The organism is Amycolatopsis coloradensis (assembly GCF_037997115.1).
GTDB lineage: Bacteria > Actinomycetota > Actinomycetes > Mycobacteriales > Pseudonocardiaceae > Amycolatopsis > Amycolatopsis coloradensis_A.
In genome coordinates this window covers 7038678-7060450 of record NZ_CP150484.1, presented here as the reverse complement: position 1 = coordinate 7060450, position 21773 = coordinate 7038678, and the positions used below count along the sequence as shown (strand labels likewise).

Genomic DNA, 21773 nt, shown 5'->3' with positions numbered 1-21773 from the left:
GGTCCACCTCCGTCCGGCGCTGATCAGCCTAGACAAAGCGGGGGTGTCTCGTAACCGGGGTCACACGAGATCTGTGACGCATCGTGACCATTACCGCGTGCAGCGGGTCCCTCACAGGGCCATCCGGCCCAGCGGTACGGGCAGCGCGAGAGGTGACTCACCCCATAGAGTCGTTCTTCAAAGTCGTCGCGGTGGCGGTGACGGCGTGAAAGGGAAAACACGGGTGCGGGTACTGCTGGTGGAGGACGACGACCGGGTCGCGGGTGCCTTGACGCCCGCGCTGACCCGGCGCGGCCTGACGATCAAACGCCTCGCTTCCGGCGCCGGGGTGCTCGATCTGGTGCACGAGGTCGACGTCGTGCTGCTCGACCTCGGGCTCCCCGACATCGACGGGATCGTCCTGTGCCGCCGGATCCGCGCGGTCAGCGACGTCGCGGTGATCGTCGTTTCGGCGCGGGGCGAGGTCGACGACCGGATCCAGGGGCTTCGATCCGGCGCCGACGACTATCTGGTCAAGCCCTACGACGTCGACGAACTGGTCGCCCGTGTCGAGGCCGTGCGCCGTCGCCGCGGGGAACGGCCTGCCGCGCCCGAACCGCCGGGCGTCATCCGCGCGGGTGATGTCTCGGTCGATATCGGACGCCATGAGGTGCAGGTCGACGGACAGCCGGTTTCGTTGTCGCGCAAGGAGTTCCAGGTGCTCGCGCTGGTGGTCACCGCCCGCGGCGCGGTCTGCGCCCGTGATCACGTGCTGAACGAGGTCTGGGGTCACCGCGGCCCCGCGGAGAGCCGGTCGCTCGACGTCCACGTCGCCACCCTGCGGACCAAACTGGGCAGGCCCGCGCTGATCGAGACCGTCCGCGGGGTCGGGTACCGCCTCGGCGGCGCCTACGGTCCGGCCGAAGAGGGCTGAGCCGGTGCGCGTCCGCCTCCAGGCGATCGTGCTGACGCTGGTCGCGGCGCTCGTGTTCGGCCTCGGCATCCCGCTAGCGCTCAGCGTGGCGGCCAGTGTGCAGCTCGACCTCTTCCTCGACCGCCTGACCGACACCTCCCGGTTCGCGTCGCTGGCCCAGCGCCCGCTGGTGGAGAACCGGCCGGACCTGATCGAGGACGAGCTTCGCCGCTACACCGAGGTCTATGGGGTGCCGGTGGCGATCGTCGACCAGGACGGCGAATCCGTCGCCAGGGGTCCGGGCGAGACGGCCGGGATCGACCTGAAGGACCCAGTCATCGCTTCGCATCTGCAGCAGGCGCTGGCGGGACGGCGTTCGGAGCCCGGACCGCTGCTGATGCCGTGGAACACCGAGCCGCTGGTGCTGGCCGAGCCGATCCTCATCGACGGCGAGGTGCGGGGCGCGGTGATCACGGTGTCCTCGACCGCCAAGGCTCGCACCGAACTGCTGTGGTGGTGGCTGCTCATCGCGGCGGGCGCGGTGCTGGCGTTCGGTATCGCACTCCTGGTCGCCGTGCCGGTGGTGCGCTGGATCCTGCGCCCGGTCCGGCGGCTCGACGACGCCACCGGCGAACTGGTCGCCTCCGTGGTCAGCGGCCGCGAGGTCAAACGGGTGGGGGAGACCGGCGGCCCGCCGGAACTGCGGCAGCTCGAACGGTCCTTCGACCGGATGGCCGCCAGCGTCGACGAGGCACTGTCGGCGCAGCGCGCGTTCGTCGCCGATGCCTCCCACCAGCTGCGGAACCCGTTGACCGCGTTGAAGATCCGGCTCGGCAACCTCGACGGTCACGTCGACGACGACCTCGCCGCGGCCGACCTCGAAGCCGCCGTCGTCGACGCGCGACGGCTCAACCAGATCCTCGACGAACTCCTCTCGCTGGCCCGCGCCGAGGCGTCGGGCGGCGAACTGGTGCCGGTCGGCCTCGACGAGATGGTGGGCGCCCGGGTCGCCGACTGGACCGTGGTCGGCGCGGCACGCGACATCACGCTGGCGGCGACCGGGCTGGGCGGCGGACTGCGGGTGCTCACCCCGGCACGCGGCCTCGAAGTGGTCCTCGACGCGCTGCTGGACAACGCGCTCAAGTTCACCGAGCCGGGGACCGAGGTGCGGGTGGACGTCACCACCGCGGACGGGAAGGTCGACATCGCCGTCCGTGACCACGGCCCCGGCCTGCGCGAAGACGAGCTGGACCGCGCGGCGGACCGGTTCTGGCGCAGCACCGCGCATCAGAACGTGCCCGGATCCGGCCTCGGCCTGGCGATCGTCACCGAGATCCTGGCCCGCTCGGATGGCTCGCTGCGGCTCAGCTCACCCGAAGGCGGCGGCCTTCAGGTGACCGTGACCCTGCCGGTCGTCAATCCTTGAGTGATCTGAAGTAGCGCAGTGCGCCCGGATGCAGCGGCAGGGGAGAGGTCTCGATGGCGGGATGGACGTCGATCGACAACGCCGCGCCCGCCGCCTTGACCAGCTGATCCCGCGCGTCGAACAGCCCGCGCACGAGCGCCTCGGCGACGTCGTCGCGCATCGACGTGGGCACCACCAGGAAGTTCGGCAGCACGAGCGTGGTCACCGGCGACGGCAGGTTGTAGGCCGTCACCGGGATGGTCGCCGTCCGGTACACCGGGCTGGTGGCCCGCAGGGCGTCCGCGAGATCGGTGATGTCGAGCAGCCGCAGACCGACCGTGTGCACCTTCTCGGTGATCGACGGCGTCGGCAGGCCACCCGACCAGATGACGGCGTCGATCTGCCGGTTCTCCAGCGCGGGCAGCGCCTCGGGGAGGCCGAGATTGCGCCGGTCGATCGCGCCGGTCAGCCCCGCCGCCTTCAGCAGTTGCTTCGAGAGGAACTCGACCCCCGAATCCGGCGAACCGATCGCGACCTTGTGCCCGCGCAACTGCGCGAACGACTTGATCGGCGAGTCGGCGCGCACGATGACGTGCAGATAGTCGTCGTGCACGCGGGCCAGCGCGGCCAAACCGGCGGTGTTGTCGGCGGCCACGTCGGCGGCCACGAACGCCACGTCGGCCTTCCCCGCACGCACCCGTCCGACGTTGTCCGGCGAGCCCTGGGTCTCCTGGATCACGGGCCGCTCGGTGTCCAGTTGCGCGGCCCACGCGTCGGCCAGCGCCTCGGCCAGCTTGTCGTAGACGCCACCGTCGAGGCCCGCCGCGATCCGCACCTTCGTCCCGGAGAGATCGGGCCCGCACCCGGCGACCAGGGCACAGACGACGGCGATCACCACCGCGAGCACCCCTGGTCTCCTCATGAGGGTCGATCGTGCCATGGAACCCCGCCCGCGTACCCTCGAAGGCGAGATGAGCGCGCGCACTTACCAGATCCGCACCTTCGGCTGCCAGATGAACGTGCATGACTCCGAACGTCTTGCCGGGCAGCTCGAGGACGCCGGCTACGTACCGGGTGACGGCGAGGCCACACCCGACCTGATCGTGTTCAACACCTGCGCGGTGCGGGAGAACGCGGACAACAAGCTGTACGGCACCCTCGGCCATCTGCGGCCGCAGAAGACGGCGAAGCCGGACATGCAGATCGCCGTCGGCGGCTGCCTCGCCCAGAAGGACCGCGGCGAGATCGTCAAGCGCGCGCCCTGGGTCGACGTCGTCTTCGGCACGCACAACATCGGTTCGCTGCCGACGCTGCTGGAGCGCGCGCGGCACAATGCCGAGGCCGAGGTCGAGATCCTCGAATCGCTCGAGACCTTCCCTTCGACGCTCCCGGCGAAGCGCGATTCGGCGTACGCGGGCTGGGTGTCGATTTCGGTCGGCTGCAACAACACCTGCACCTTCTGCATCGTCCCGGCGCTGCGCGGCAAGGAACGCGACCGCCGCCCCGGCGAGATCCTCGCCGAGGTCGAGGCGCTCGTCGCCGAAGGCGTGCTGGAAGTGACCCTGCTCGGCCAGAACGTGAACTCCTACGGTGTCGAATTCGGCGACCGGTTCGCGTTCGGGAAGCTGCTGCGCGCCTGCGGCTCCGTGGACGGGCTGGAGCGCGTCCGGTTCACCTCGCCGCATCCGGCGGCGTTCACCGAGGACGTCATCGACGCGATGGCCGAGACGCCGAATGTGTGCCACCAGCTGCACATGCCGCTGCAGTCCGGTTCGGACCGGGTGCTGCGCGAGATGAAGCGGTCCTACCGTTCGGCGCGCTACCTGAAGATTCTCGACCGCGTGCGCGAGTCGATGCCCGACGCCGCGATCACCACCGACATCATCGTCGGCTTTCCGGGTGAGACCGAAGAAGACTTCCAGGCGACGCTCGACGTCGTCGCGCAGGCGCGGTTCTCCAGCGCGTTCACCTTCCAGTACTCGATCCGGCCGGGCACGCCCGCCGCCGAGATGGACGGGCAGCTGCCGAAGGAGGTCGTGCAGGAGCGCTACGAACGGCTCGTGAAGCTGCAGAACGACATCTCCTGGGAAGAGAACAAGAAGATCGTCGGTCGGCGGGTCGAGCTGCTGGTGGCCTCCGGCGAAGGACGCAAGGACACCGAGACGCAGCGCCTGAGCGGCCGCGCGCGGGACGGCAGGCTCGTCCACTTCACGCCGACGGGGCCGCTCGTGGACCGCTCGGTGCGTCCCGGCGACGTCGTCGAGACCGTGGTGACCTACGGCGCTCCGCACCATCTCGTCGCCGACGGCGACCTGCTGTCGCACCGCCGCACGAAGGCGGGCGACAACTCCGAGGCAGGGCTGCGGCCGAAGACCAACGGCGTGACGCTGGGCCTGCCGGGCTTCGGTGCCCCGGCCGTCACGCCGGAACCGGTGAGCGGGTGTGCACTGTGACCGAACCGAAGATCGACGAACTCGCCGCCGAGATCGACGAAGCCGGCGAACGCGCGGCCAAGACGATCGAACTGGGCAGGCGCGGATTCTCCATCGCCGTGCTGGTGTTCGTGCTGCTGGTCGCGCAGCTGCTGCCCTGGGTCGGCGAGCACGCCGGCTGGGAGGTGCTGCTCGGCAAGGGCGGCGGGATCCCGCAGCTGTTCGCCGCGACCTCCACCGGGGTCGGCGTGTTCGTCTCCGCCGTCACGCTGGTGACCCGTCGCTGGTGGCTGGCCTGGGTCTGCGCCGCGGGCGGATGGTTCGCCTCCGTCGACGGAATGCTCGCGATCTGGTCCCAGCAGTCCTCGAACGCGACCGGCGCGGCCGGTGGCGGTCCGGGCTTCGGGCTGATCGTCGCCTGGATCGCCACCGTCGCGCTGGCCATCTACTGGATGCGTGCCGCCTTCTCCCGCAGCTAGGCCGTGTCCTGCAAGTCGTGTTCGCGGTCTCCGCGCCCAGGTGGTCCCTGACGGCACGAGCGGACGCGGCCGAGTACGACCCGGTACGAGGCCGAACCGTCCGCACCGCCAGGAACCACCTGGATCACGAAGCCCATCGAACAGACTTACAGGACACGGCCTAGCCGACCCGCAGGGTGAGGTTGCTGGACGTGTACGCGCTCGCGTAGAGCGTCGTTTCCGGGTGGTAAGCCCGCAGCGTGACCATCGCGCTGAAGGAGAAACTCAGCTTCAGGGAGAACGTCGAGTTGGGCCGGCAGGTCGTGTCGGCGATGTTCACCCAGACACTCCCTTGAAGCTGCTGCACGATGATCGCTTCGAGATTGTCCGTGCCGTCGGACCGCGCGCCTCCCTCAACCTGCAGAGCCCCCTTGAGGGTGACCTTTTCGTTGACCTGGACCTGCTTCTTGCTGAGCGAGGCGTCGAGCTTGACCTTCTTCTTGCCGGCTTCGGCGGAGGCGGGGAGCGGTGCCGGGGAACCGGTCGCCGCCGCGGCCGGGGCGAGCCCGGCCACCAGAGCACAACTGATCGCCAGGGCGGCGAACGCCCGGCGTACTGGGGGAATCAGTGTCTGGTTCATCCTCGAAGTCGACCACGGTTGGGCGCGGAGAGCGCCCGAATACGCGCGAACGAGCGATCTGTCCCTCCACAGTGGAGTGAAGCGCCGTGAAGGACTCCTTGAGGACCCAGAGTCCCTCGAAGTCCCCTCATCGTGCCGGAGCCTCACCTCGAGTCCCACTGGCACCATCAGGCACAACGCGACGTGTGGAAGCGGCAGCGCCGGAACGTAGTGAAGGCCTCCTTACCTACCCTCAGGGTAGGTAAGGAGGCCTTCACGGACGGATCCGAATCAGCGGTCCGCGATAGCCGCTTCCGCCGCGTCGAGCCACTCACGCCACTGCGCGGCCTGCTCGTCCGCCTTCTTCGCGCGCCGCTCGTCGCCCGCCGCACGGGCCTTCGCCGCCTGCGACTCGAACTGCTCGACCCGCTCGCGGAACTGCGCCGCCCTGGCCTGCGCCTCCGGGTCGGTCCGGCGCCACTTGCTGTCCTCGGCCGACTTGATCGCGTCCTGCACGGCCTTGAGGCGCCCGTCCAGCTCACGGATGCGTTCGCGCGGGACCTTGCCGATCTCGTCCCACTGGTCCTGGATGCGCCGCATGTGCTGCTTCGCCGCGTCGAGGTTGGCCGCGGGATCGATCTTCTCGGCCTCGACGAGCAGCTCTTCCTTCTGCTGCGCGTTGGTCGCGAACTCGGCGTCCCGCTCGGAGAACACCGCGGACCGCCGGGCGAAGAACTTGTCCTGCGCGGCGCGGAAACGCTGCCAGAGCGCCTCGTCGCTGTCCTTGGGGGCGCGGCCGGCGGCCTTCCACTCGGTCATCAGGTCCTTGTAGCGACCCGCCGTCTCGCCCCAGTCCGACGACTCCGAGAGCGCTTCGGCCTCGGCGATCAGCTCTTCCTTGCGGTGCTTGGCGCCCGCGCGCTGCTTGTCGAGCTCGGCGAAATGCGAGCCGCGGCGCCGGTTGAACGCCTCACGGGCCTTGGAGAACCGCTTCCACAGCTCGTCGTCGGTCTTGCGGTCGACACCCTTGACGGTCTTCCACTCGTCCAGGATGGCGCGCAGCCGGTCGCCGGCGGCCTTCCACTGGGTCGACTCGGCGGCGAGCTTCTCGGCCTCGTCGGCGAGGGCTTGCTTGCGGACGACGGCTGCCGCGCGGGCTTCTTCACGCTCCTGCTTGGCCGAGGCCAGCGCCTTCTCGGCGTGGGCGATGACCTGCTCGATGCGTCCGCTCAGCGCGGCGATGTCGCCGACGACGGCGGCTTCGGCGAGGCCGTCACGCAGCTGCGTGGCCGTCGCCAGGGCGTGCTTCGGATCGCCCGCGCCGGACTCCAGCCGGGTTTCCAGCAGCTCGACCTCGGTGCGCAGGTCGTCGAAGCGGCGCGCGTAGTGGAGCAGACCCTCGTCCGGGCTCCCGGCCTGCCAGACACCGACCGCGCGCTCGCCGTCGGGTGTGGTGACGTAGACCGTTCCTTCGTCGTCGACCCTGCCCCAAGCGGACGGGCTGGGCTCGGCGGGCGGCACGGGGGGTGCGGGGTGCCCGCCACCGAGCGCGTGCGGTACCGGGTGCGGTGCCGGGGTACCGGTGGACGTGTTCTCCTGGGCCATCGCAGGCTCCTTATCGCCTGTACGCCCGCTGGCGCGGGCGCCCCGCCTAGCGGCGGGGCCGGGTAATGCGTTGCCGTCTTGCTTCGGGGGCATCAACCCCTTGCGGCATTCAAGCAGCTCAGCGTCCACCGTGGAACCGGATGAACCACCAGAGGGCAGTGATCCTACTTCCGGAGGACCTTCCGTGTCGGTCGGTTGCCGGTGCCGGGAGGCGGGGAAGGTAACGTCGGCGGCCGTGATCCGCCGTGTCGCCGTGCTCCCGCAACCCCCGCTGCTCATCCCCGAACTCGCCGCCGGAGCGGCGGACGAGTGCGCCGAGCTGCGCGAAGCCTGCCTCACCGCCGTGAGGCGCCTGACCAGCGTTTCGCCGGATTGGGTCGTCATCGGCGCGGCCACGGGGGCGCCCGAGGTGCCGGAGCACGCGAGCGGCTCCTTCCGGGGATTCGGCGTCGACCTCGGAGTCTCACTCAGCCGGGTGACTGCTCCCGAAACCGAGCTGCCGTTGCCCGCGCTCGTGGCCGGCTGGCTGCGTGAGCAGGGCGGCGCGTCGTCCGTCCGAGTCCGCCTCGTCGACCCCGCCACCCCCTCCGGTCAGTGCGAACAGTTCGCCCGCGAGCTGGGAGAGCCCGCCGCGGTGCTCGTCCTCGGCGACGGTTCGAGCCGGCACGGCCCGCGTTCCCCCGGCGGCGAGGACGCGCGCGCGGAGGATTTCGACGCCGCGATCCGCGCCGCGCTGGCCAAGGCCGACACGGGCGCGCTCGCCGCACTCGACCTGGCCTTGGCCGCCGAACTCGGGGCGGGCGGCCGCGCGCCCTGGCAGGTCGTCGCCGGACTGGCGGCGGACGTGGACTGGACCGCCGAGGTCCTCTACTCCGCCGCGCCGTTCGGCGTCGGCTACCACGTCGCGGTCTGGGAGCACGCGTGATCCGGCCGGTCGCGGTCGTCGGGCCCACGGCGACCGGGAAGACCGCCCTGGCGGTCGAACTCGCCCTCACCCTCGGGGGTGAGGTGGTCAACGCGGACGCGTTGCAGCTGTACCGCGGGATGGACATCGGGACCGCCAAGGCGACCCCCGAAGAGCGGCGGGGCGTGCCGCATCACCTGCTGGACGTCCTCGACGTCACCGAGACGGCGTCCGTTGCCGCGTATCAGCGCGACGCACGCCGGCGGGTCGAAGAACTCCTCGATGCCGGCCGCGTGCCGATCCTCGCCGGCGGTTCGGGTCTCTACGTCCAAGCCGTGCTCGACGACCTCAAGTTCCCGGGCACCGATCCGGACGTGCGCGCCCGGCTGGCCGCCGAAGCCGACGAAATCGGCGCCGCCACGATGCACGCCCGGCTCGCCGAACTCGACCCCGTGGCCGCCACGGCCATCCTGCCGACCAACAGCCGCCGGATCGTGCGCGCGCTGGAGGTCATCGAGATCACCGGCGAACCGTTCTCGGCGAACCTGCCGAAACCGGGACCCGCGCGCTACGACACGGTCCTGATCGGCATCGACCGCGAACCGGCCGAACTCGACGCCCGCGTCGATCGCCGCGTGGAGCTCATGTTCGAAGCCGGACTCGTCGACGAGGTCCGGACGTTGCTGGGCCGCGGACTCCGCGACGGGCTCACCGCGTCGAGGGCGCTGGGCTACCAGCAGGTGATCGCCGCGCTCGACGGCGGCGGCGACTTCCAGGCCGCTTCCGAGGCCACCGCGCAAGCCACCCGGCGGTTCGTGCGGAGGCAACGTTCCTGGTTCCGGCGGGACAACCGCATCCAGTGGTTCGACGGCGGTTCGGAGCGGCTGGCCGAGCGCGTCCTCGAAGCGGCGGCCCAGTAATCTTGCGGGCATGGGCGGCATCGAATTCCTTAAGGGACACGGCACACAGAACGATTTCGTGCTGCTTCCCGACCCCGACGGCCGCCTCGAGCTGACCGAGGCGCGGGTGGCGGCGCTGTGCGACCGCCGGCGTGGTCTCGGCGCCGACGGTGTGCTCCGGATCGTGCGGTCGTCCGCACTGGGCGTCGAGTCCGGCGGCGAATGGTTCATGGACTACCGCAACGCCGACGGGTCCATCGCGGAGATGTGCGGCAACGGCGTCCGGGTCTTCGTCCGCCACCTGGTCGATTCCGGGCTCGTGTCCGAGCGCGACTTCGTCATCGGCACCCGCGCCGGCGACCGGCCGGTCCGGATGCACGCGGACGGATCGGTGACCGTGCGGATGGGGCCCGCGACCATCACCGGTACTTCGGTCACCGTGGTCGCCGGGAAGCCGTTCTCCGGTGTCGCGGTGAACGTCGGCAATCCACACCTCGTGTCGGTCGTCGAGGACGACGTCGACGTGCTCGACCTGCGCGACCAGCCCGACTTCGACTCCGACGTGTTCCCCGACGGCGTGAACCTCGAGTTCATCAACCTGCTGGGCGAAAACGCGCTGAAGATGCGCGTCCACGAGCGCGGCGTCGGCGAGACGCGGTCCTGTGGCACCGGCACGGTCGCCGCGGTCGCCGCCGCCCTTCATCTCGCGGGCACCGACACCGGCGAAGCGACCGTCGACATCCCCGGCGGCCGCGTGGTGGTCGAGGTCCATCGCGGCGGGTCCACGCTGACCGGCCCGGCGGAGATCGTCGCCCGCGGAGAACTCGACGAAACCTGGTGGGCCGGGCTCGGTTAACCGACCGCGATCGGCTCCTTGGGAAGGTCGCGAAGCTTCCGGATCGGCGAGAAGACCACCCACAACACCGCGGCCGCCTCGCCGACCGCGGCGAACCACAGCGTTCCCCTGATCCCGATCGCCTCGCCCAGCGCACCGCCGACCACCCCGCCCAGGGGCAGCATCCCCCACACCACGAAGCGGACGCTGGCGTTCATGCGGCCGAGTAGCCGGTCCGGGCAGACGGCCTGCCGGTAGGACACCTGCGCGACGTTGTAGACGATGATCCCGAACCCCGCGATCGCCAATGCCGCGGGGAACAGCACGATCCGCCACCCCGGCGCGGCGAGCGGGAGCAGCAGGTGGAACGGCGAGGTCAGCAGGGGGACGAACCAGATCGACCGCGCCTGCCCGATCCTCCGAGTGATACGACCGGCCAGGATCGCCCCGATGATCCCGCCGATGCCACCGGTCGCCAGTACGACGCCGACGATCGCCGGTGACAGGCCGAGTTCCCGGTTCAGGAACAGGATCTGCACGGCGGTGAAGGCGCCGTTGGCCAGGTTGGCCGTCGCGGTGCAGGCGACGATCGAGCGCAAGGCCGCGTCGGTGAACACGAACCGCAGTCCTTCGACGATCTGGGGGAGCAGCTTCGCGTCTTCATGCTGCTCGGGAACTTCCTCGACGGTGCGGATCCGCAGCAGGCACAGTGCGGAGGTCAGGAAACCCACCCCGGTCATCAGCACGGCGTTGGCCGCGCCCGCCAGCTGCACGAGCCCGCCGCCGATACCGGGACCCGTCAGGAACGCGACCGATTGGCTCGCCTGGAGTTTCGCGTTGCCTTCGAGCAGATGCTCCCGGCCGACCAGCGACGGCAGATACGACTGGTAGGCGACGTCGAAGAACACCGTCGCGACGCCGACGAGCGTGGCGACCACGATCAGCTGTGTCAGCGACAGCACGCCTGCCCACCAGGCGATCGGAATGGTGAGCAGCAGCGCGGCACGGACGAAGTCGGCCCGCAGCATCAGTGCCCGCCGCCGCATGCGGTCCACCCACACCCCGGCGGGCAGCCCGATGATCAGGAACGCGATGGTCTCGGCGGCGGTCAGCAGCCCCATCTCGAACGGCGTCGCGGCCAGCACGGTGGCCGCGAGCAGGGGGATCACGGTGTGCCCGGCGAAAGCGCCCACCTGGCTGGCGGTGTCACCCGCCCAGAGCCGCCGGAAGTCCGCGTGGAAGAAGAGGGAGTCTCTGCGCACGACGACACCTTGGCCCGAGTGATTGGAAACTGTCAATCACTTTCGCCTCTAGGCTGTCCCCGTGCCCACTCCACGACGTGCCGCCACCGAGGCCGAGATCGCCGCGATGGCCTCCGGAATAAGGCTGCGCATCATCCGGTTGACGTACTCGGAGGCGCTGACCAACAAGGAACTCGCCGAACGGCTCGATCGCGACCCCGCGACGACGCTGCACCACGTGCGCAAGCTCGTCGACGCCGGCTTCCTCGAAGCGCTCCCGCCGAGACGCGGCACGCGCGGCGCGAAAGAAATTCCGTATCGCTCGACCGGGTTGTCCTGGCATCTTGATTCCCGCGACAGGGGGATCGATCAGGCGATCTTCGAGGCCTACCTGGCCGAGATCGCCGACGTGGGATTCGACGAGGTGCAACAGACGCGCATGGTCGTCCAGGTACCGGACGAGCAGATCGCCGAGTTCGAAACAAGGCTGATGGAGCTCGTCGACGACTTCATCTCGCGGCCGGTCGACCCGGACGCGAAACGCACGGCCATCTACCTGTCGAAGTATCCCAGCAGGTAATGAATTCGGTCCCGCCGCCGAAACGTGGGACCATGGAGGCACGATGACGGAACTGACACACAACGATCTGAACGACATGGACCCATCGACCGGCGAACTGGAGCTCGAGGACCGCGCCTCGCTCCGCCGGGTAGCGGGCCTGTCCACCGAACTCGCGGATGTCACCGAGGTCGAATACCGGCAGTTGCGCCTGGAGCGCGTCGTTCTGGTCGGCGTGTGGACCGAGGGCAGCGCCCTCCAGTCCGAGGCCTCGCTCGCCGAACTCGCCCGCCTGGCCGAAACGGCGGGCTCCGAGGTGCTGGAAGGCCTGGTGCAGCGGCGGATCCGCCCGGATCCCGCCACCTACATCGGCTCGGGCAAGGTCAAGGAACTGCGCGAGATCGTGGCGGCCACCGGTGCCGACACGGTGATCTGCGACGGTGAGCTCTCACCCGGCCAGCTGCGCCAGCTGGAGGAGAAGGTCAAGGTGAAGGTCATCGACCGCACCGCCCTGATCCTCGACATCTTCGCGCAGCACGCCCGCTCCAAGGAGGGCAAGGCGCAGGTCGAGCTGGCCCAGCTGCAGTACCTGATCCCGCGGCTTCGCGGGTGGGGTGCGGCGCTGTCCCGGCAGGCCGGTGGCCGGGCGGGCGGCGCCAACGGTGGTGTGGGTCTGCGCGGTCCCGGTGAGACGAAACTCGAAACCGACCGGCGGCGGATCAACAAGCGCGTGTCGAAGCTGCGCCGCGAGATCGCCGCGATGGACACCATCCGCGAGACCAAACGCGGTCGCCGGGTGGCCAACGAGGTGCCGAGCGTCGCGATCGTCGGCTACACCAACGCCGGCAAGTCGAGCCTGCTCAACGCGCTGACCGGCGCCGGTGTGCTGGTCGAGGACGCGCTGTTCGCCACGCTGGATCCGACGACCCGGCGGGCGCAGACCCCCGACGGCCGCACCTACACGCTGACCGACACGGTCGGTTTCGTCCGGCACCTGCCGCACCAGCTGGTGGACGCGTTCCGCTCGACGCTGGAGGAGGCGGCGAGCGCCGACCTGCTCGTGCACGTCGTCGACGGTTCCGACCCGACGCCCGAAGAGCAGGTCAACGCGGTGCGCGAAGTGCTCGCCGAGATCACGAAGCGCCGTTCCGAGCCGCTCCCACCGGAGCTGCTGGTGATCAACAAGGCCGACGCCGCCGACGAGGTGTCGCTGGCCCGGTTGCGGCACCAGATGGCCGGTTCGGTGCAGGTTTCGGCGCGGACCGGCACCGGGATCACGGAGCTGGCCGAGGTGATCGCGGAGAAGCTGCCAAGGCCCGAGGTCGTGGTCGAGGTGCTGATCCCGTACTCGCGAGGCGAGCTCGTCTCCCGAGCCCACGCCGACGGCGAGGTGCTGGAGGAAGAGCACGTCGAGACCGGTACGCGCCTGGTCGTCCGCGGCAGGCCCGAGCTGGCCTCCGCGCTGAGCGAATTCCAGACGAACTCGGCTCTGTAAGCAAGTACGTGAAGGCCCCCTTCCTTGCGTTAGGCGCAATGAAGGGGGCCTTCACGTACTGGGGTCTGGCCCGCCGCTGAAAGTGGCCTTCGCGACATTCCGCCCCATCTCGGCATCCGCACCGAACTGCGCGCCGTCCCGGACGTCTCCGTAGTGTGGGGCTTCAGGGGTTCCACGGTACGGAGGTGGATGTGCGGGGGATTGTCGCGGCTGCGGTCGTGCTGGCGGCGTTCATCGGCGGGACGGCTCCCGCCCTGGCGCAGGAGGTCCCGGCGCCGCAGCCGGTGTGCAAGAACAGCGACTCCCGGCTCAGCGAACTCTCCGGCCTGGTCTCCGACGGAGAGCACCTGTACGCCCTCAACGACGGCGGAACCAAGACGCAGGTCTTCGTCCTCGGCCGCGACTGCAAGGTCCAGAAGGTCATCTCGGCCGCGACGGACCCGTACGACCCCGAGGATCTCGCCCGCACCGCCGACGGCACCTTCTGGCTTTCCGACACCGGCGACAACCGCAAGCGGCGGGACACGGTCGCGCTGATCTCGCTGACCCCCCAAGGCAAGGCCACGCTGCACCGGCTCACCTATCCCGACGGGCAGCACGACGTCGAAGCGCTGATCATGGACCGTTCGGGCACGCCGTACCTGATCACCAAGGACGTCTTCGGTGACGCGAAGGTGTACCGGCCGACGGGGCCGCTCGCCAGCCCTGGCCCGACTCCGCTGGAGAGCGTGGGGTCGCTGCAGATCAAGGAGACTTCGACGCCGGGCGGACCCGTCGGGTCGATCGGCTCGATGACGGTGACCGGCGCGGCCTCGATGGCCGACGGCTCGGTGGTCGCGTTGCGCACCTACACGGATGCCTACCTCTACGCCGTCACCGACGGAGACCTGAAGAGCGCGCTGCAGCGCGAACCCGTGCGCGTGCCCCTGCCGAACGAGAAGCAGGGCGAGGCGATCGCCTTCGATCCGGACGGGACGCTGCTGTCCGGCGGGGAGGGCGTCGGCGAGCAGATCCGTGCGGTGAAGGGCGCGGCCGCACTCGCCGTGGACGCGGCGAAGTCCGAGGGCAGCACGTCGGGCGGGACCTCCGCGGCCGGTGGCTCTGGCCAGGGGGCCGACTTCCCGTACGTGCAGGCCGGGATCGCCGCGGTCGTCGTGATCGGCGGCCTTCTCCTGGTCGGCAGGCTGCGTAAGCGGCGCGCCTGACCGAAGAGTCTGCCGAAGCTGCCGAGTCTGACCCGGGTCGGGTGACCCGGGATCCCGGCGTGCTCCGGCTCCGGACTACAGCCTGCGAAGAACGGCGACGACCTTGCCGAGGATCGTGGCGTCGTCACCCGGGATGGGCTCGTACGCCTCGTTGTGCGGCATCAGCCAGATGTGGCCGTCCTTGCGCTTGAACGTCTTGACCGTCGCCTCGCCGTCGATCATCGCCGCGACGATCTCGCCCGGATCGGCCGTGGGCTGCTGGCGCACGACGACCCAGTCGCCATCGGTGATCGCGGCGTCGACCATCGAGTCACCGGTGACGCTCAGCAGGAAGAGCTCACCCTCGCCGACGATCTCCCTCGGCAGCGGGAAGACGTCTTCGATCGCCTGCTCCGCCAGCACCGGCCCACCGGCGGCGATCCGGCCGACGAGCGGCACGTACGCGGCCTTCGCGGCCGACTGGGGCTGCTCGACGTCGATGCCCATCGGGTTGTCGTCCGTCGTGGCGAGCACCCCCACCGCACGCGGGCGGTTCGGGTCGCGTCGCAGATAACCCTTGCGCTGCAGGGCCTGCAACTGGTGCGACACCGACGAAGTGGAGGTCAGCCCGACCGCCTCGCCGATCTCACGCACACTCGGCGGGTAGCCGAACCGGCTCACCCACAGTTTGATCACGTCGAGCACCTGCTGCTGTCGCACGGTCAGGGTCTCGTCCACCTCGTAGACCTCGGGCAAGGCGCGCACCTTGCCCGAGCCCCTAGGCGCGTTCCCCGCCTTGCTCTCCTTAGCCACCGTATCGCTCCTTCATCTCTGCGTCGCCTCCCAGTACGTCCGGTCGCCCGGACCGACTTCGCGTGTCTTCGCCGGTGGCGGACGATCTTCCCCGCCCACGGCACCGGCGGCGTCCGCGCAGCAGACGCCCTGGTCAACGACGTTAGCCCGCCGGGACGACGATTTCAAACATCTGTTCGATGGACACGCCGTGTCGCTCGATTTTTGTCGGTGGGAGGTGGTACACATTCGCACGGGCGTTCGATAGAACGCTTGTTCGATCTTGATCGCCGGGTCCCGGCCCGGTGCGAGCGCAGCAGGAGTTGCGAGGAGGTTCCGATGTCGATTCTGGCCGATCGAGGACTGGTGCGGCCCAGTTCCCCCAGGTCCGTTCCGGCAGGGGTGACCCGGCCCGTGCGGGTGGTGCGGGGCGGGCGTGCCGAGCCCCTGCGCCCGCCGACCAGGGCGCGGGTCGTGGCGGGCCGCCGCCCCGGTGTCGCCACCGTCTCCCCGGCTTGCCCGGCTCCGCGTCGGCTCCCGCTCAGGTGGCCGTCGCTCGTCGGGATGGCCTTGCTCGTCGCCGGAGTCATCACCGGATTGGGTCTGTTCTTGGCCGGTGTTCCCGGCGCCGCGGTGCCCGAACGGACCACGACGGTGTCCGTTTCCGCAGGGGAGACCCTGTCCGATCTCGCGGCACGTTTCGCGCCAGGAAGTGACACCGGTGCGGTCGTCGCCAAGATCAAGGAACTCAACTCCCTGGAAGACGCCGTTCTCGTCCCCGGATTGCCGCTCGCGGTGCCGGTCGCGGCCGAGGTCGCGGAAGGCGGGAGGTGATCCTGATGTCGTTCTCACCCCTCGTGGGTGAGCCCCTCATTCGTGTCTGACCGGCTCGGCCGTTGCGCTTGCGTGCGCCCCACCTGCGTTCTAGTCTCCACCGCTATATGTAGTAGTTACATGGCTGTAGTTGGTCCATAGCTTGGGGTAGACTCGGTATCAGTTGTCCACAGCTGGCCGGTGTTCACCCACCGGATGTCCACAGATCGATCCACATGTCGATCTTTCGTCGTTGCGTGGCGGCGGAGTGGGCGTCCATTCGGGACCGGTCGGCGCGGAGGGGAAGGTGATCGGCGGATGAGGTGCCCGTTCTGCCGGCATGCGGACTCTCGGGTCGTCGACTCCCGAGAGGTGGATGAGGGTCAGGCGATCCGGCGGAGGCGCTCGTGCGCCGCTTGCGGCCGGCGCTTCACCACTTCGGAGACGATGGTGCTCGCCGTCGTCAAACGATCCGGGGTCACCGAGCAGTTCAGCCGGGACAAGGTGGTCCGGGGGGTGCGCCGCGCCTGTCAGGGCAGGCCGGTCGACGACGACGCGCTGCAGCAGCTCGCGCAGCGGGTCGAAGAATCGATCCGGTCGGCGGGGCTGGCGGAGATTCCGAGTCACGAGGTCGGCCTGGCGATCCTGGGCCCCCTGCGCGAACTCGACGGCGTCGCCTATCTCCGGTTCGCCAGTGTCTACCGCTCCTTCTCCTCGGTCGAGGACTTCGAGAAGGAGATCTCGGACCTTCGTGAGGCCATGGCTGCCACACCGGACGAGAGCGATCAAGACGCGAAAGACGGCTGATGCCGCCTCCCGCGTGGGAGTGAGGGAAAGACCCATGACCGAGACCGTGGGAACAGGCAACCCGGCCACAACGCGGACGAGCGGGAAGAAGAAACAGGCCGGCGGGCTCACCGTGCGGCGTGTCTTCACCACCGAGGGCGTCCACCCGTACGACCAGGTCACCTGGGAGAACCGGGACGTCGTGATGACGAACTGGCGTGACGGTACGGTCAATTTCGAACAACGCGGTGTCGAGTTCCCCGGCTTCTGGTCGGTCAACGCGACGAACATCGTCACCAGCAAGTACTTCCGCGGCGCCGTCGGCACACCCCAGCGGGAGCAGAGCCTCAAGCAGCTGATCGACCGCGTCGTCCACTCCTACGTGAACGCCGGTCGCGAACACGGCTACTTCGCGAGCCCCGCCGACGCCGAGATCTTCGAGCACGAGCTGACCTGGATGCTGCTGCACCAGGTGTTCAGCTTCAACTCGCCGGTGTGGTTCAACGTCGGCACGACGTCGAAGCAGCAGGTCTCGGCGTGTTTCATCCTCTCGGTCGACGACACCATGGAGTCGATCCTCAACTGGTACCGCGAAGAGGGCCTGATCTTCAAGGGCGGCTCCGGCGCCGGCCTGAACCTCTCCCGCATCCGTTCCTCGCGTGAGCTGCTGTCCTCCGGCGGCACCGCCTCCGGTCCGGTCTCCTTCATGCGCGGTGCCGACGCCTCCGCGGGCACCATCAAGTCCGGTGGCGCCACCCGGCGCGCGGCGAAGATGGTCGTGCTCGACGTCGACCACCCGGACGTCGAGGAGTTCGTGCAGACCAAGGCCCGTGAAGAGAAGAAGATCAAGGTCCTCCGCGACGCCGGGTTCGACATGGACCTTTCCGGCTCGGACATCGCCTCCGTCCAGTACCAGAACGCGAACAACTCGGTCCGCGTCTCCGACGAGTTCATGCAGGCCGTCGAGACAGAGGGCGACTTCGGCCTGCGGTCCCGGACGACCGGCGAGGTCATCGACCGGGTCGACGCCAAGAAGCTGTTCCGCACCATCGCGCGGGCCGCCTGGGAATGCGCCGACCCCGGCCTGCAGTACGACGACACGATCAACGACTGGCACACCTGCCCCGAGTCGGGCCGGATCACCGCGTCCAACCCGTGCTCGGAGTACATGCACCTGGACAACTCCAGCTGCAACCTCGCCTCGCTGAACCTGCTCAAGTTCGCCACCGAGGACGGCGGTTTCGACGCGCCGCTGTTCGCGAAGGCCGTCGAGCTGGTCATCACCGCGATGGACATCTCGATCTGCTTCGCCGACTTCCCGACCGAGGCGATCGGCGACACCACCCGCAAGTTCCGCCAGCTGGGCATCGGCTACGCGAACCTCGGCGCCTTGCTGATGGCGCTCGGGCACGCGTACGACTCCGACGGCGGCCGCGCGCTCGCCGCCGCGATCACGTCGCTGATGACCGGTGTTTCGTACCGGCGTTCCGCCGAACTCGCCGCGGTCGTCGGGCCGTACGAGGGCTACGCGCGCAACGCCGAGGCGCACCAGCGGGTCATGCGCAAGCACGCCGCCGCCAATGAACTGGTGCGGACCTACCACTCGAACGACGCCGCGGTCCGCGCGCTCGCGACCCAGGAATGGAAACGCGGTATCGAACTGGGCGAGACCAGCGGCTGGCGCAACGCGCAGGCCTCGGTGCTCGCCCCCACCGGCACCATCGGCTTCATGATGGACTGCGACACGACCGGCATCGAGCCGGACTTCTCGCTGGTCAAGTTCAAGAAGCTGGTCGGCGGCGGTTCGATGCAGATCGTCAACCAGACAGTCCCGCGCGCCTTGGCCTCACTCGGCTACCAGGCCGAGCAGATCGAGGCGATCGTCGAGTACATCGCCCAGCACGGCCACGTCGTCGACGCTCCCGGCCTGCGCCAGGAACACTACGAGGTGTTCGACTGCGCGGTGGGGGAGCGGTCCATCGCGCCGATGGGGCACGTCCGGATGATGGCCGCGGTGCAGCCGTTCCTGTCGGGCGCGATCTCCAAGACGGTCAACATGCCGGAGTCGGCGACCGTCGAAGAGGTCGAGGAGATCTACTTCCAGGGCTGGAAGTACGGCCTCAAGGCGCTCGCGATCTACCGCGACAACTGCAAGGTCGGCCAGCCGCTGTCCACCGGCAAGAAGGAGAAGGCCGAGCCCGAGGCCGAAAAGGTCGTCGAGTACCGGCCGGTCCGCAAGCGCCTGCCGAAGAAGCGCCCCAGCCAGACGGTGTCGTTCACCGTCGGCGGCGCCGAGGGTTATCTGCACGCCGGTTCGTACCCGGACGACGGCCTCGGCGAGATCTTCGTGAAGCTCGGCAAACAGGGATCGACCCTCTCGGGCGTGATGGACGCGTTCTCGATGTCGATCTCCGTCGGCCTGCAGCACGGGATTCCGCTGGAGTTCTACGTTTCGAAGTTCTCCAACCTGCGCTTCGAGCCCGCCGGCATGACCGACGACCCGGACATCCGCATCGCCACCAGCGTCATGGACTACCTGTTCCGCAGGCTGGCGCTGGACTACCTGCCGTACGAAAAGCGTTCGCAGCTCGGCATCTTCACCGCCGGCGAACGTTCGGCACAGGTCGAGGCGAACTACGGCGCGGCACCCGCCGCCGAACCGGAGAACGTCGACCTCGACGCCCTTCGGTCCACTGTGGACTCGTCATCCGCGGAGCCGGCCAAGGTGGCGCATTCGACGGCGGAACTGGTCGAATTGAACCTTGGCACCGCCTCCGACGCGCCGCTCTGCATGACCTGCGGCACCAAGATGCGGCCCGCCGGTTCCTGCTACGCCTGCGAAGGGTGCGGAGCGACGTCCGGCTGCAGCTAGGTTCACGAGCTGTGCGGGGATGGCGATTCGCCGTCCCCGCACAGGCTCGCGTCGTCGATCTAACGGCGGAGGTTCCTGGCAGCGGCCAGGCCCAGGACCGTGGTGGCTCCAGCTCTTTTGGCCGCGTTGGCGACTCCGGCCATCGTGTATCCGGTGTGATAGATGTCGTCGAGAACGAGAACCGTCCGGCCTTCGAGGTCTTCCTCGACCCGGAATTCGTGGAGCAACGCTTTACGTTCTTCAGGCGTCATGTTCTTGGCGGGTTTCCGATCGTCGCTCTTCGGTTCGACGGTGGTCAGCGGAATGCCGAGTTCTTGAGAGAGGAGTGCGCCGAGCATGACGCTGACCGAGCGCTTGGCCCGGGTGTGGCCGGGGACGGCGAGAATACGAGTGGCTTCGTTGAACCACTCGTGCCGGACCACCACGTCACTCAAAGAGTCGCACAGCGCTTGTCCCGCAAGATTCCACTCTTCTTGCTCGGTCGGGGCGTAATCCTTGATCTTCCGAAGCAGGCTTCCCGTCTCGGTGTGGACGGTCCCTGACGATTCTTCTTCGACCGGCCGCCGGTAGAAGTCCAGCGCGATCGCCGCGTCGACGTAACCCTGTTGCTCGATCTGGATGACTAGGACCTCTTTCAGGAAGTCCATGAAATCGTTCAGCGAACGGTCGGGCTCGAAGTCCATGCGGATCCGGTACGGCCACTCGGCGTCGTGTTTCAAGGTCCCGACCTTCCTGGCTCTGGGCAGGACACCGAGTACGTGATCGGCGGTGGCCGGGATGCCGCGGTATTCGAGGAATCGTGCGGAATCCGACGGCAGCAGTCGCCAGTCCTCGAGATGCCTGCCGCGGCGGTCGGGTCGGTAACGTGGTGCTGTCACAGTGGCTCCCCCTGAAATCGTGAACCCCTCAAGCTTGGCACGTACGATCGCGTCAGGAAGGGAATCAGTGATCATCGACGGCGAAATCGGCGATCCGTTCGGCACGGTCAAGCAGGCGCTCTGGATCTGCGGCGGCCAGTGGGCGGGAAAGTCCACCGTTTCCCGGCTGTTGGCGCACCGCCACGGCATCACCGTCTACCACTACGACTTCCACGACGCCCGCGGCCATCAGGACCGCCGCATCGCGCACCGCGTCCGCGATGGTCTGCCCACCACGGATCCTGACCCGGAGACCGTATGGGTGGACACCACTCCCGAACGGATGGCCGCCGACACGATCGCCGGTTTCCCGGTGCGGTTCGAATGGGCGCTGGACGACCTGCGCGCGCTGGTCTCCGGACGCCCGATCCTCGCCGAGGGCTGGGGGTTGCGCCCGGACCTGGTCGCGCCGCTGCTGGACTCACCGCGGCGGATGATCGTGATGGTGCCCACCGACGGTTTCCGTGAGCACCAGCTTCGCGCGCTGCCCCGGGCCGCCGCGGTGGCGCACCGGGTCAGCGATCCCGAACGCGCGCAGCGCAACCGGATCGAGCGGGATCGGCTCGTCGCCGAGGACGCCGTCCGTACCGCGAAGGAACTCGGCATCCGGGTGCTGTGGGTCGACGGTTCGGAAGACGCCGAGGCGGTCGCGGACGTCGTCGCCGAGCACTTCGGTCCCTACCTCGCCTGAGCGAGATCGAGGACGAGGGTCGCCACGGCCAGCGCGAAGAGACCGGCGGGGAAGGCGATGTTGTAGAGGACGCGGGCCCGCACGTGGGTGAGGACGGCGCCGAGATAGAACAGCACGAGCCCGACCGCGGCCGCGGTCCCGAGGAACGGCACCCCGAGCAGGCCGAGCAGCAGCCCTGCGGCACCCGCGGCCTTCAGGGAGGCGAGCGCCGGGATCCAGGATTCGGGCACGTTGACCTCGGCCGAGTTCTTGAGGACGAACGGGGCACGTGCCAAGTCGGCGGCGGCGATCCCGGCGTTGCTCGCGATCGCGACGATGGCCACGATGAGATATGCGGTGAACATGCGCACTGGACGAGGCCCGTGCCCGGAACG

At 69.1% G+C, this 21773-nt stretch carries 21 protein-coding genes; 14 read left to right on the top strand and 7 right to left on the bottom strand.

The genetic code is table 11. The features are described from left to right. The first annotated feature begins 223 nt into the window (after nt 1–223). On the top strand, nt 224–913 hold the full coding sequence (locus LCL61_RS32780; protein ID WP_185927233.1) for a response regulator transcription factor: 690 nt from the start codon (nt 224–226) through the stop codon (nt 911–913). Between the two features lie 4 nt (nt 914–917). Further along, nucleotides 918–2318, top strand: coding sequence for a HAMP domain-containing sensor histidine kinase (locus LCL61_RS32775; protein WP_340683328.1), 1401 nt, complete (start codon nt 918–920; stop codon nt 2316–2318). Here LCL61_RS32775 and LCL61_RS32770 read toward each other — a convergent pair. Continuing rightward, nucleotides 2308–3219: a TAXI family TRAP transporter solute-binding subunit gene (locus LCL61_RS32770; protein ID WP_340683327.1), complete on the bottom strand. Its 912-nt coding sequence runs from the start codon at nt 3217–3219 to the stop codon at nt 2308–2310. The two genes, LCL61_RS32775 and LCL61_RS32770, sit on opposite strands and share 11 nt — an antisense overlap. Nucleotides 3220–3235: 16 nt before the next feature. Between LCL61_RS32770 and miaB the strand changes: the two genes are divergently transcribed. Together miaB and LCL61_RS32760 are read left to right on the top strand one after the other, a co-directional pair. Beyond that, a complete protein-coding gene (miaB, locus tag LCL61_RS32765) occupies nt 3236–4750 on the top strand; it encodes a tRNA (N6-isopentenyl adenosine(37)-C2)-methylthiotransferase MiaB (RefSeq protein WP_340688735.1) in 1515 nt (504 codons plus the stop codon). After that, nucleotides 4747–5208, top strand: a complete 462-nt coding sequence (locus tag LCL61_RS32760) for a hypothetical protein (protein ID WP_340683326.1) — start codon at nt 4747–4749, stop codon at nt 5206–5208. Before miaB ends, LCL61_RS32760 begins: the two co-directional genes overlap by 4 nt. A gap of 160 nt (nt 5209–5368) precedes the next feature. Here LCL61_RS32760 and LCL61_RS32755 read toward each other — a convergent pair whose 3' ends face one another. Beyond that, entirely contained in the window at nt 5369–5827 is a 459-nt protein-coding gene (locus LCL61_RS32755; RefSeq protein WP_340683325.1) for a hypothetical protein, read from the bottom strand. Nucleotides 5828–6097: 270 nt separating this feature from the next. Continuing rightward, nucleotides 6098–7411: a DUF349 domain-containing protein gene (locus LCL61_RS32750; RefSeq protein WP_340683324.1), complete on the bottom strand. Its 1314-nt coding sequence runs from the start codon at nt 7409–7411 to the stop codon at nt 6098–6100. Nucleotides 7412–7646: 235 nt separating this feature from the next. Here LCL61_RS32750 and LCL61_RS32745 point away from each other — a divergent pair, with 235 nt between their 5' ends. From LCL61_RS32745 to dapF, 3 genes are read left to right on the top strand one after another with little or no spacing between them, the layout of a single operon-like run. Next, nucleotides 7647–8336, top strand: a complete 690-nt coding sequence (locus LCL61_RS32745) for a hypothetical protein (RefSeq protein ID WP_340683323.1) — start codon at nt 7647–7649, stop codon at nt 8334–8336. Next, the gene (miaA, locus tag LCL61_RS32740) at nt 8333–9235 is read left to right on the top strand and encodes a tRNA (adenosine(37)-N6)-dimethylallyltransferase MiaA (RefSeq protein WP_340683322.1); all 903 of its coding nucleotides are present in this window, start codon (nt 8333–8335) and stop codon (nt 9233–9235) included. Before LCL61_RS32745 ends, miaA begins: the two co-directional genes overlap by 4 nt. Nucleotides 9236–9245: 10 nt before the next feature. Next, nucleotides 9246–10070: a diaminopimelate epimerase gene (dapF, locus tag LCL61_RS32735; RefSeq protein WP_340683321.1), complete on the top strand. Its 825-nt coding sequence runs from the start codon at nt 9246–9248 to the stop codon at nt 10068–10070. Here dapF and LCL61_RS32730 read toward each other — a convergent pair. After that, entirely contained in the window at nt 10067–11311 is a 1245-nt protein-coding gene (locus tag LCL61_RS32730; protein WP_340683320.1) for an MFS transporter, read from the bottom strand. The genes dapF and LCL61_RS32730 overlap by 4 nt on opposite strands. Nucleotides 11312–11372: 61 nt before the next feature. On the opposite strand from LCL61_RS32730, the gene LCL61_RS32725 reads away from it, so the two are divergent. From LCL61_RS32725 to LCL61_RS32715, 3 genes are all read left to right on the top strand, one after another. After that, the gene (locus LCL61_RS32725) at nt 11373–11870 is read left to right on the top strand and encodes a winged helix-turn-helix domain-containing protein (protein ID WP_340683319.1); all 498 of its coding nucleotides are present in this window, start codon (nt 11373–11375) and stop codon (nt 11868–11870) included. Nucleotides 11871–11913: 43 nt separating this feature from the next. Next, on the top strand, nt 11914–13344 hold the full coding sequence (gene hflX / locus LCL61_RS32720) for a GTPase HflX (protein ID WP_340683318.1): 1431 nt from the start codon (nt 11914–11916) through the stop codon (nt 13342–13344). 191 nt (nt 13345–13535) lie between these two features. After that, nucleotides 13536–14549 (top strand): hypothetical protein, encoded by a 1014-nt coding sequence (locus LCL61_RS32715; RefSeq protein WP_340683317.1) that lies wholly within the window; start codon nt 13536–13538, stop codon nt 14547–14549. 75 nt (nt 14550–14624) lie between these two features. On the opposite strand, the gene lexA is transcribed toward LCL61_RS32715, so the two are convergent. Next, nucleotides 14625–15341, bottom strand: a complete 717-nt coding sequence (gene lexA / locus LCL61_RS32710; RefSeq protein WP_037343289.1) for a transcriptional repressor LexA — start codon at nt 15339–15341, stop codon at nt 14625–14627. 318 nt (nt 15342–15659) lie between these two features. Between lexA and LCL61_RS32705 the strand changes: the two genes are divergently transcribed. From LCL61_RS32705 to LCL61_RS32695, 3 genes are all read left to right on the top strand, one after another. Next, nucleotides 15660–16154, top strand: coding sequence for a LysM peptidoglycan-binding domain-containing protein (locus tag LCL61_RS32705; RefSeq protein ID WP_340683316.1), 495 nt, complete (start codon nt 15660–15662; stop codon nt 16152–16154). A gap of 297 nt (nt 16155–16451) precedes the next feature. After that, nucleotides 16452–16940 carry a transcriptional regulator NrdR gene (gene nrdR, locus LCL61_RS32700; RefSeq protein ID WP_034311932.1) on the top strand — a complete coding sequence of 163 codons (489 nt, stop codon included), beginning with the start codon at nt 16452–16454 and terminating at the stop codon, nt 16938–16940. 34 nt (nt 16941–16974) lie between these two features. After that, on the top strand, nt 16975–19791 hold the full coding sequence (locus tag LCL61_RS32695; RefSeq protein WP_340683315.1) for a vitamin B12-dependent ribonucleotide reductase: 2817 nt from the start codon (nt 16975–16977) through the stop codon (nt 19789–19791). A gap of 59 nt (nt 19792–19850) precedes the next feature. Here the strand turns inward: LCL61_RS32695 and LCL61_RS32690 are convergent, their stop codons facing one another. Continuing rightward, nucleotides 19851–20669: a phosphoribosyltransferase gene (locus LCL61_RS32690; RefSeq protein WP_340683314.1), complete on the bottom strand. Its 819-nt coding sequence runs from the start codon at nt 20667–20669 to the stop codon at nt 19851–19853. Nucleotides 20670–20736: 67 nt separating this feature from the next. Here LCL61_RS32690 and LCL61_RS32685 point away from each other — a divergent pair, with 67 nt between their 5' ends. Then, entirely contained in the window at nt 20737–21399 is a 663-nt protein-coding gene (locus LCL61_RS32685) for a hypothetical protein (RefSeq protein WP_340683313.1), read from the top strand. Here the strand turns inward: LCL61_RS32685 and LCL61_RS32680 are convergent. Continuing rightward, complete coding sequence (locus LCL61_RS32680; protein WP_340683312.1) at nt 21387–21743, bottom strand: DoxX family protein; 357 nt, start codon at nt 21741–21743, stop codon at nt 21387–21389. The genes LCL61_RS32685 and LCL61_RS32680 overlap by 13 nt on opposite strands. Nucleotides 21744–21773 lie beyond the last annotated feature (30 nt).

Coding starts and splice junctions, on each gene's coding strand:
- LCL61_RS32770 (WP_340683327.1), bottom strand. CDS start 3,219: ATGAGGAGACCAGGGGTGCTCGCGGTGGTGATCGCCGTCGTCTGTGCC.
- miaB (WP_340688735.1), top strand. CDS start 3,236: ATGGAACCCCGCCCGCGTACCCTCGAAGGCGAGATGAGCGCGCGCACT.
- LCL61_RS32755 (WP_340683325.1), bottom strand. CDS start 5,827: ATGAACCAGACACTGATTCCCCCAGTACGCCGGGCGTTCGCCGCCCTG.
- LCL61_RS32750 (WP_340683324.1), bottom strand. CDS start 7,411: ATGGCCCAGGAGAACACGTCCACCGGTACCCCGGCACCGCACCCGGTA.
- dapF (WP_340683321.1), top strand. CDS start 9,246: ATGGGCGGCATCGAATTCCTTAAGGGACACGGCACACAGAACGATTTC.
- hflX (WP_340683318.1), top strand. CDS start 11,914: ATGACGGAACTGACACACAACGATCTGAACGACATGGACCCATCGACC.
- LCL61_RS32705 (WP_340683316.1), top strand. CDS start 15,660: ATGTCGATTCTGGCCGATCGAGGACTGGTGCGGCCCAGTTCCCCCAGG.
- nrdR (WP_034311932.1), top strand. CDS start 16,452: ATGAGGTGCCCGTTCTGCCGGCATGCGGACTCTCGGGTCGTCGACTCC.
- LCL61_RS32695 (WP_340683315.1), top strand. CDS start 16,975: ATGACCGAGACCGTGGGAACAGGCAACCCGGCCACAACGCGGACGAGC.
- LCL61_RS32680 (WP_340683312.1), bottom strand. CDS start 21,743: ATGTTCACCGCATATCTCATCGTGGCCATCGTCGCGATCGCGAGCAAC.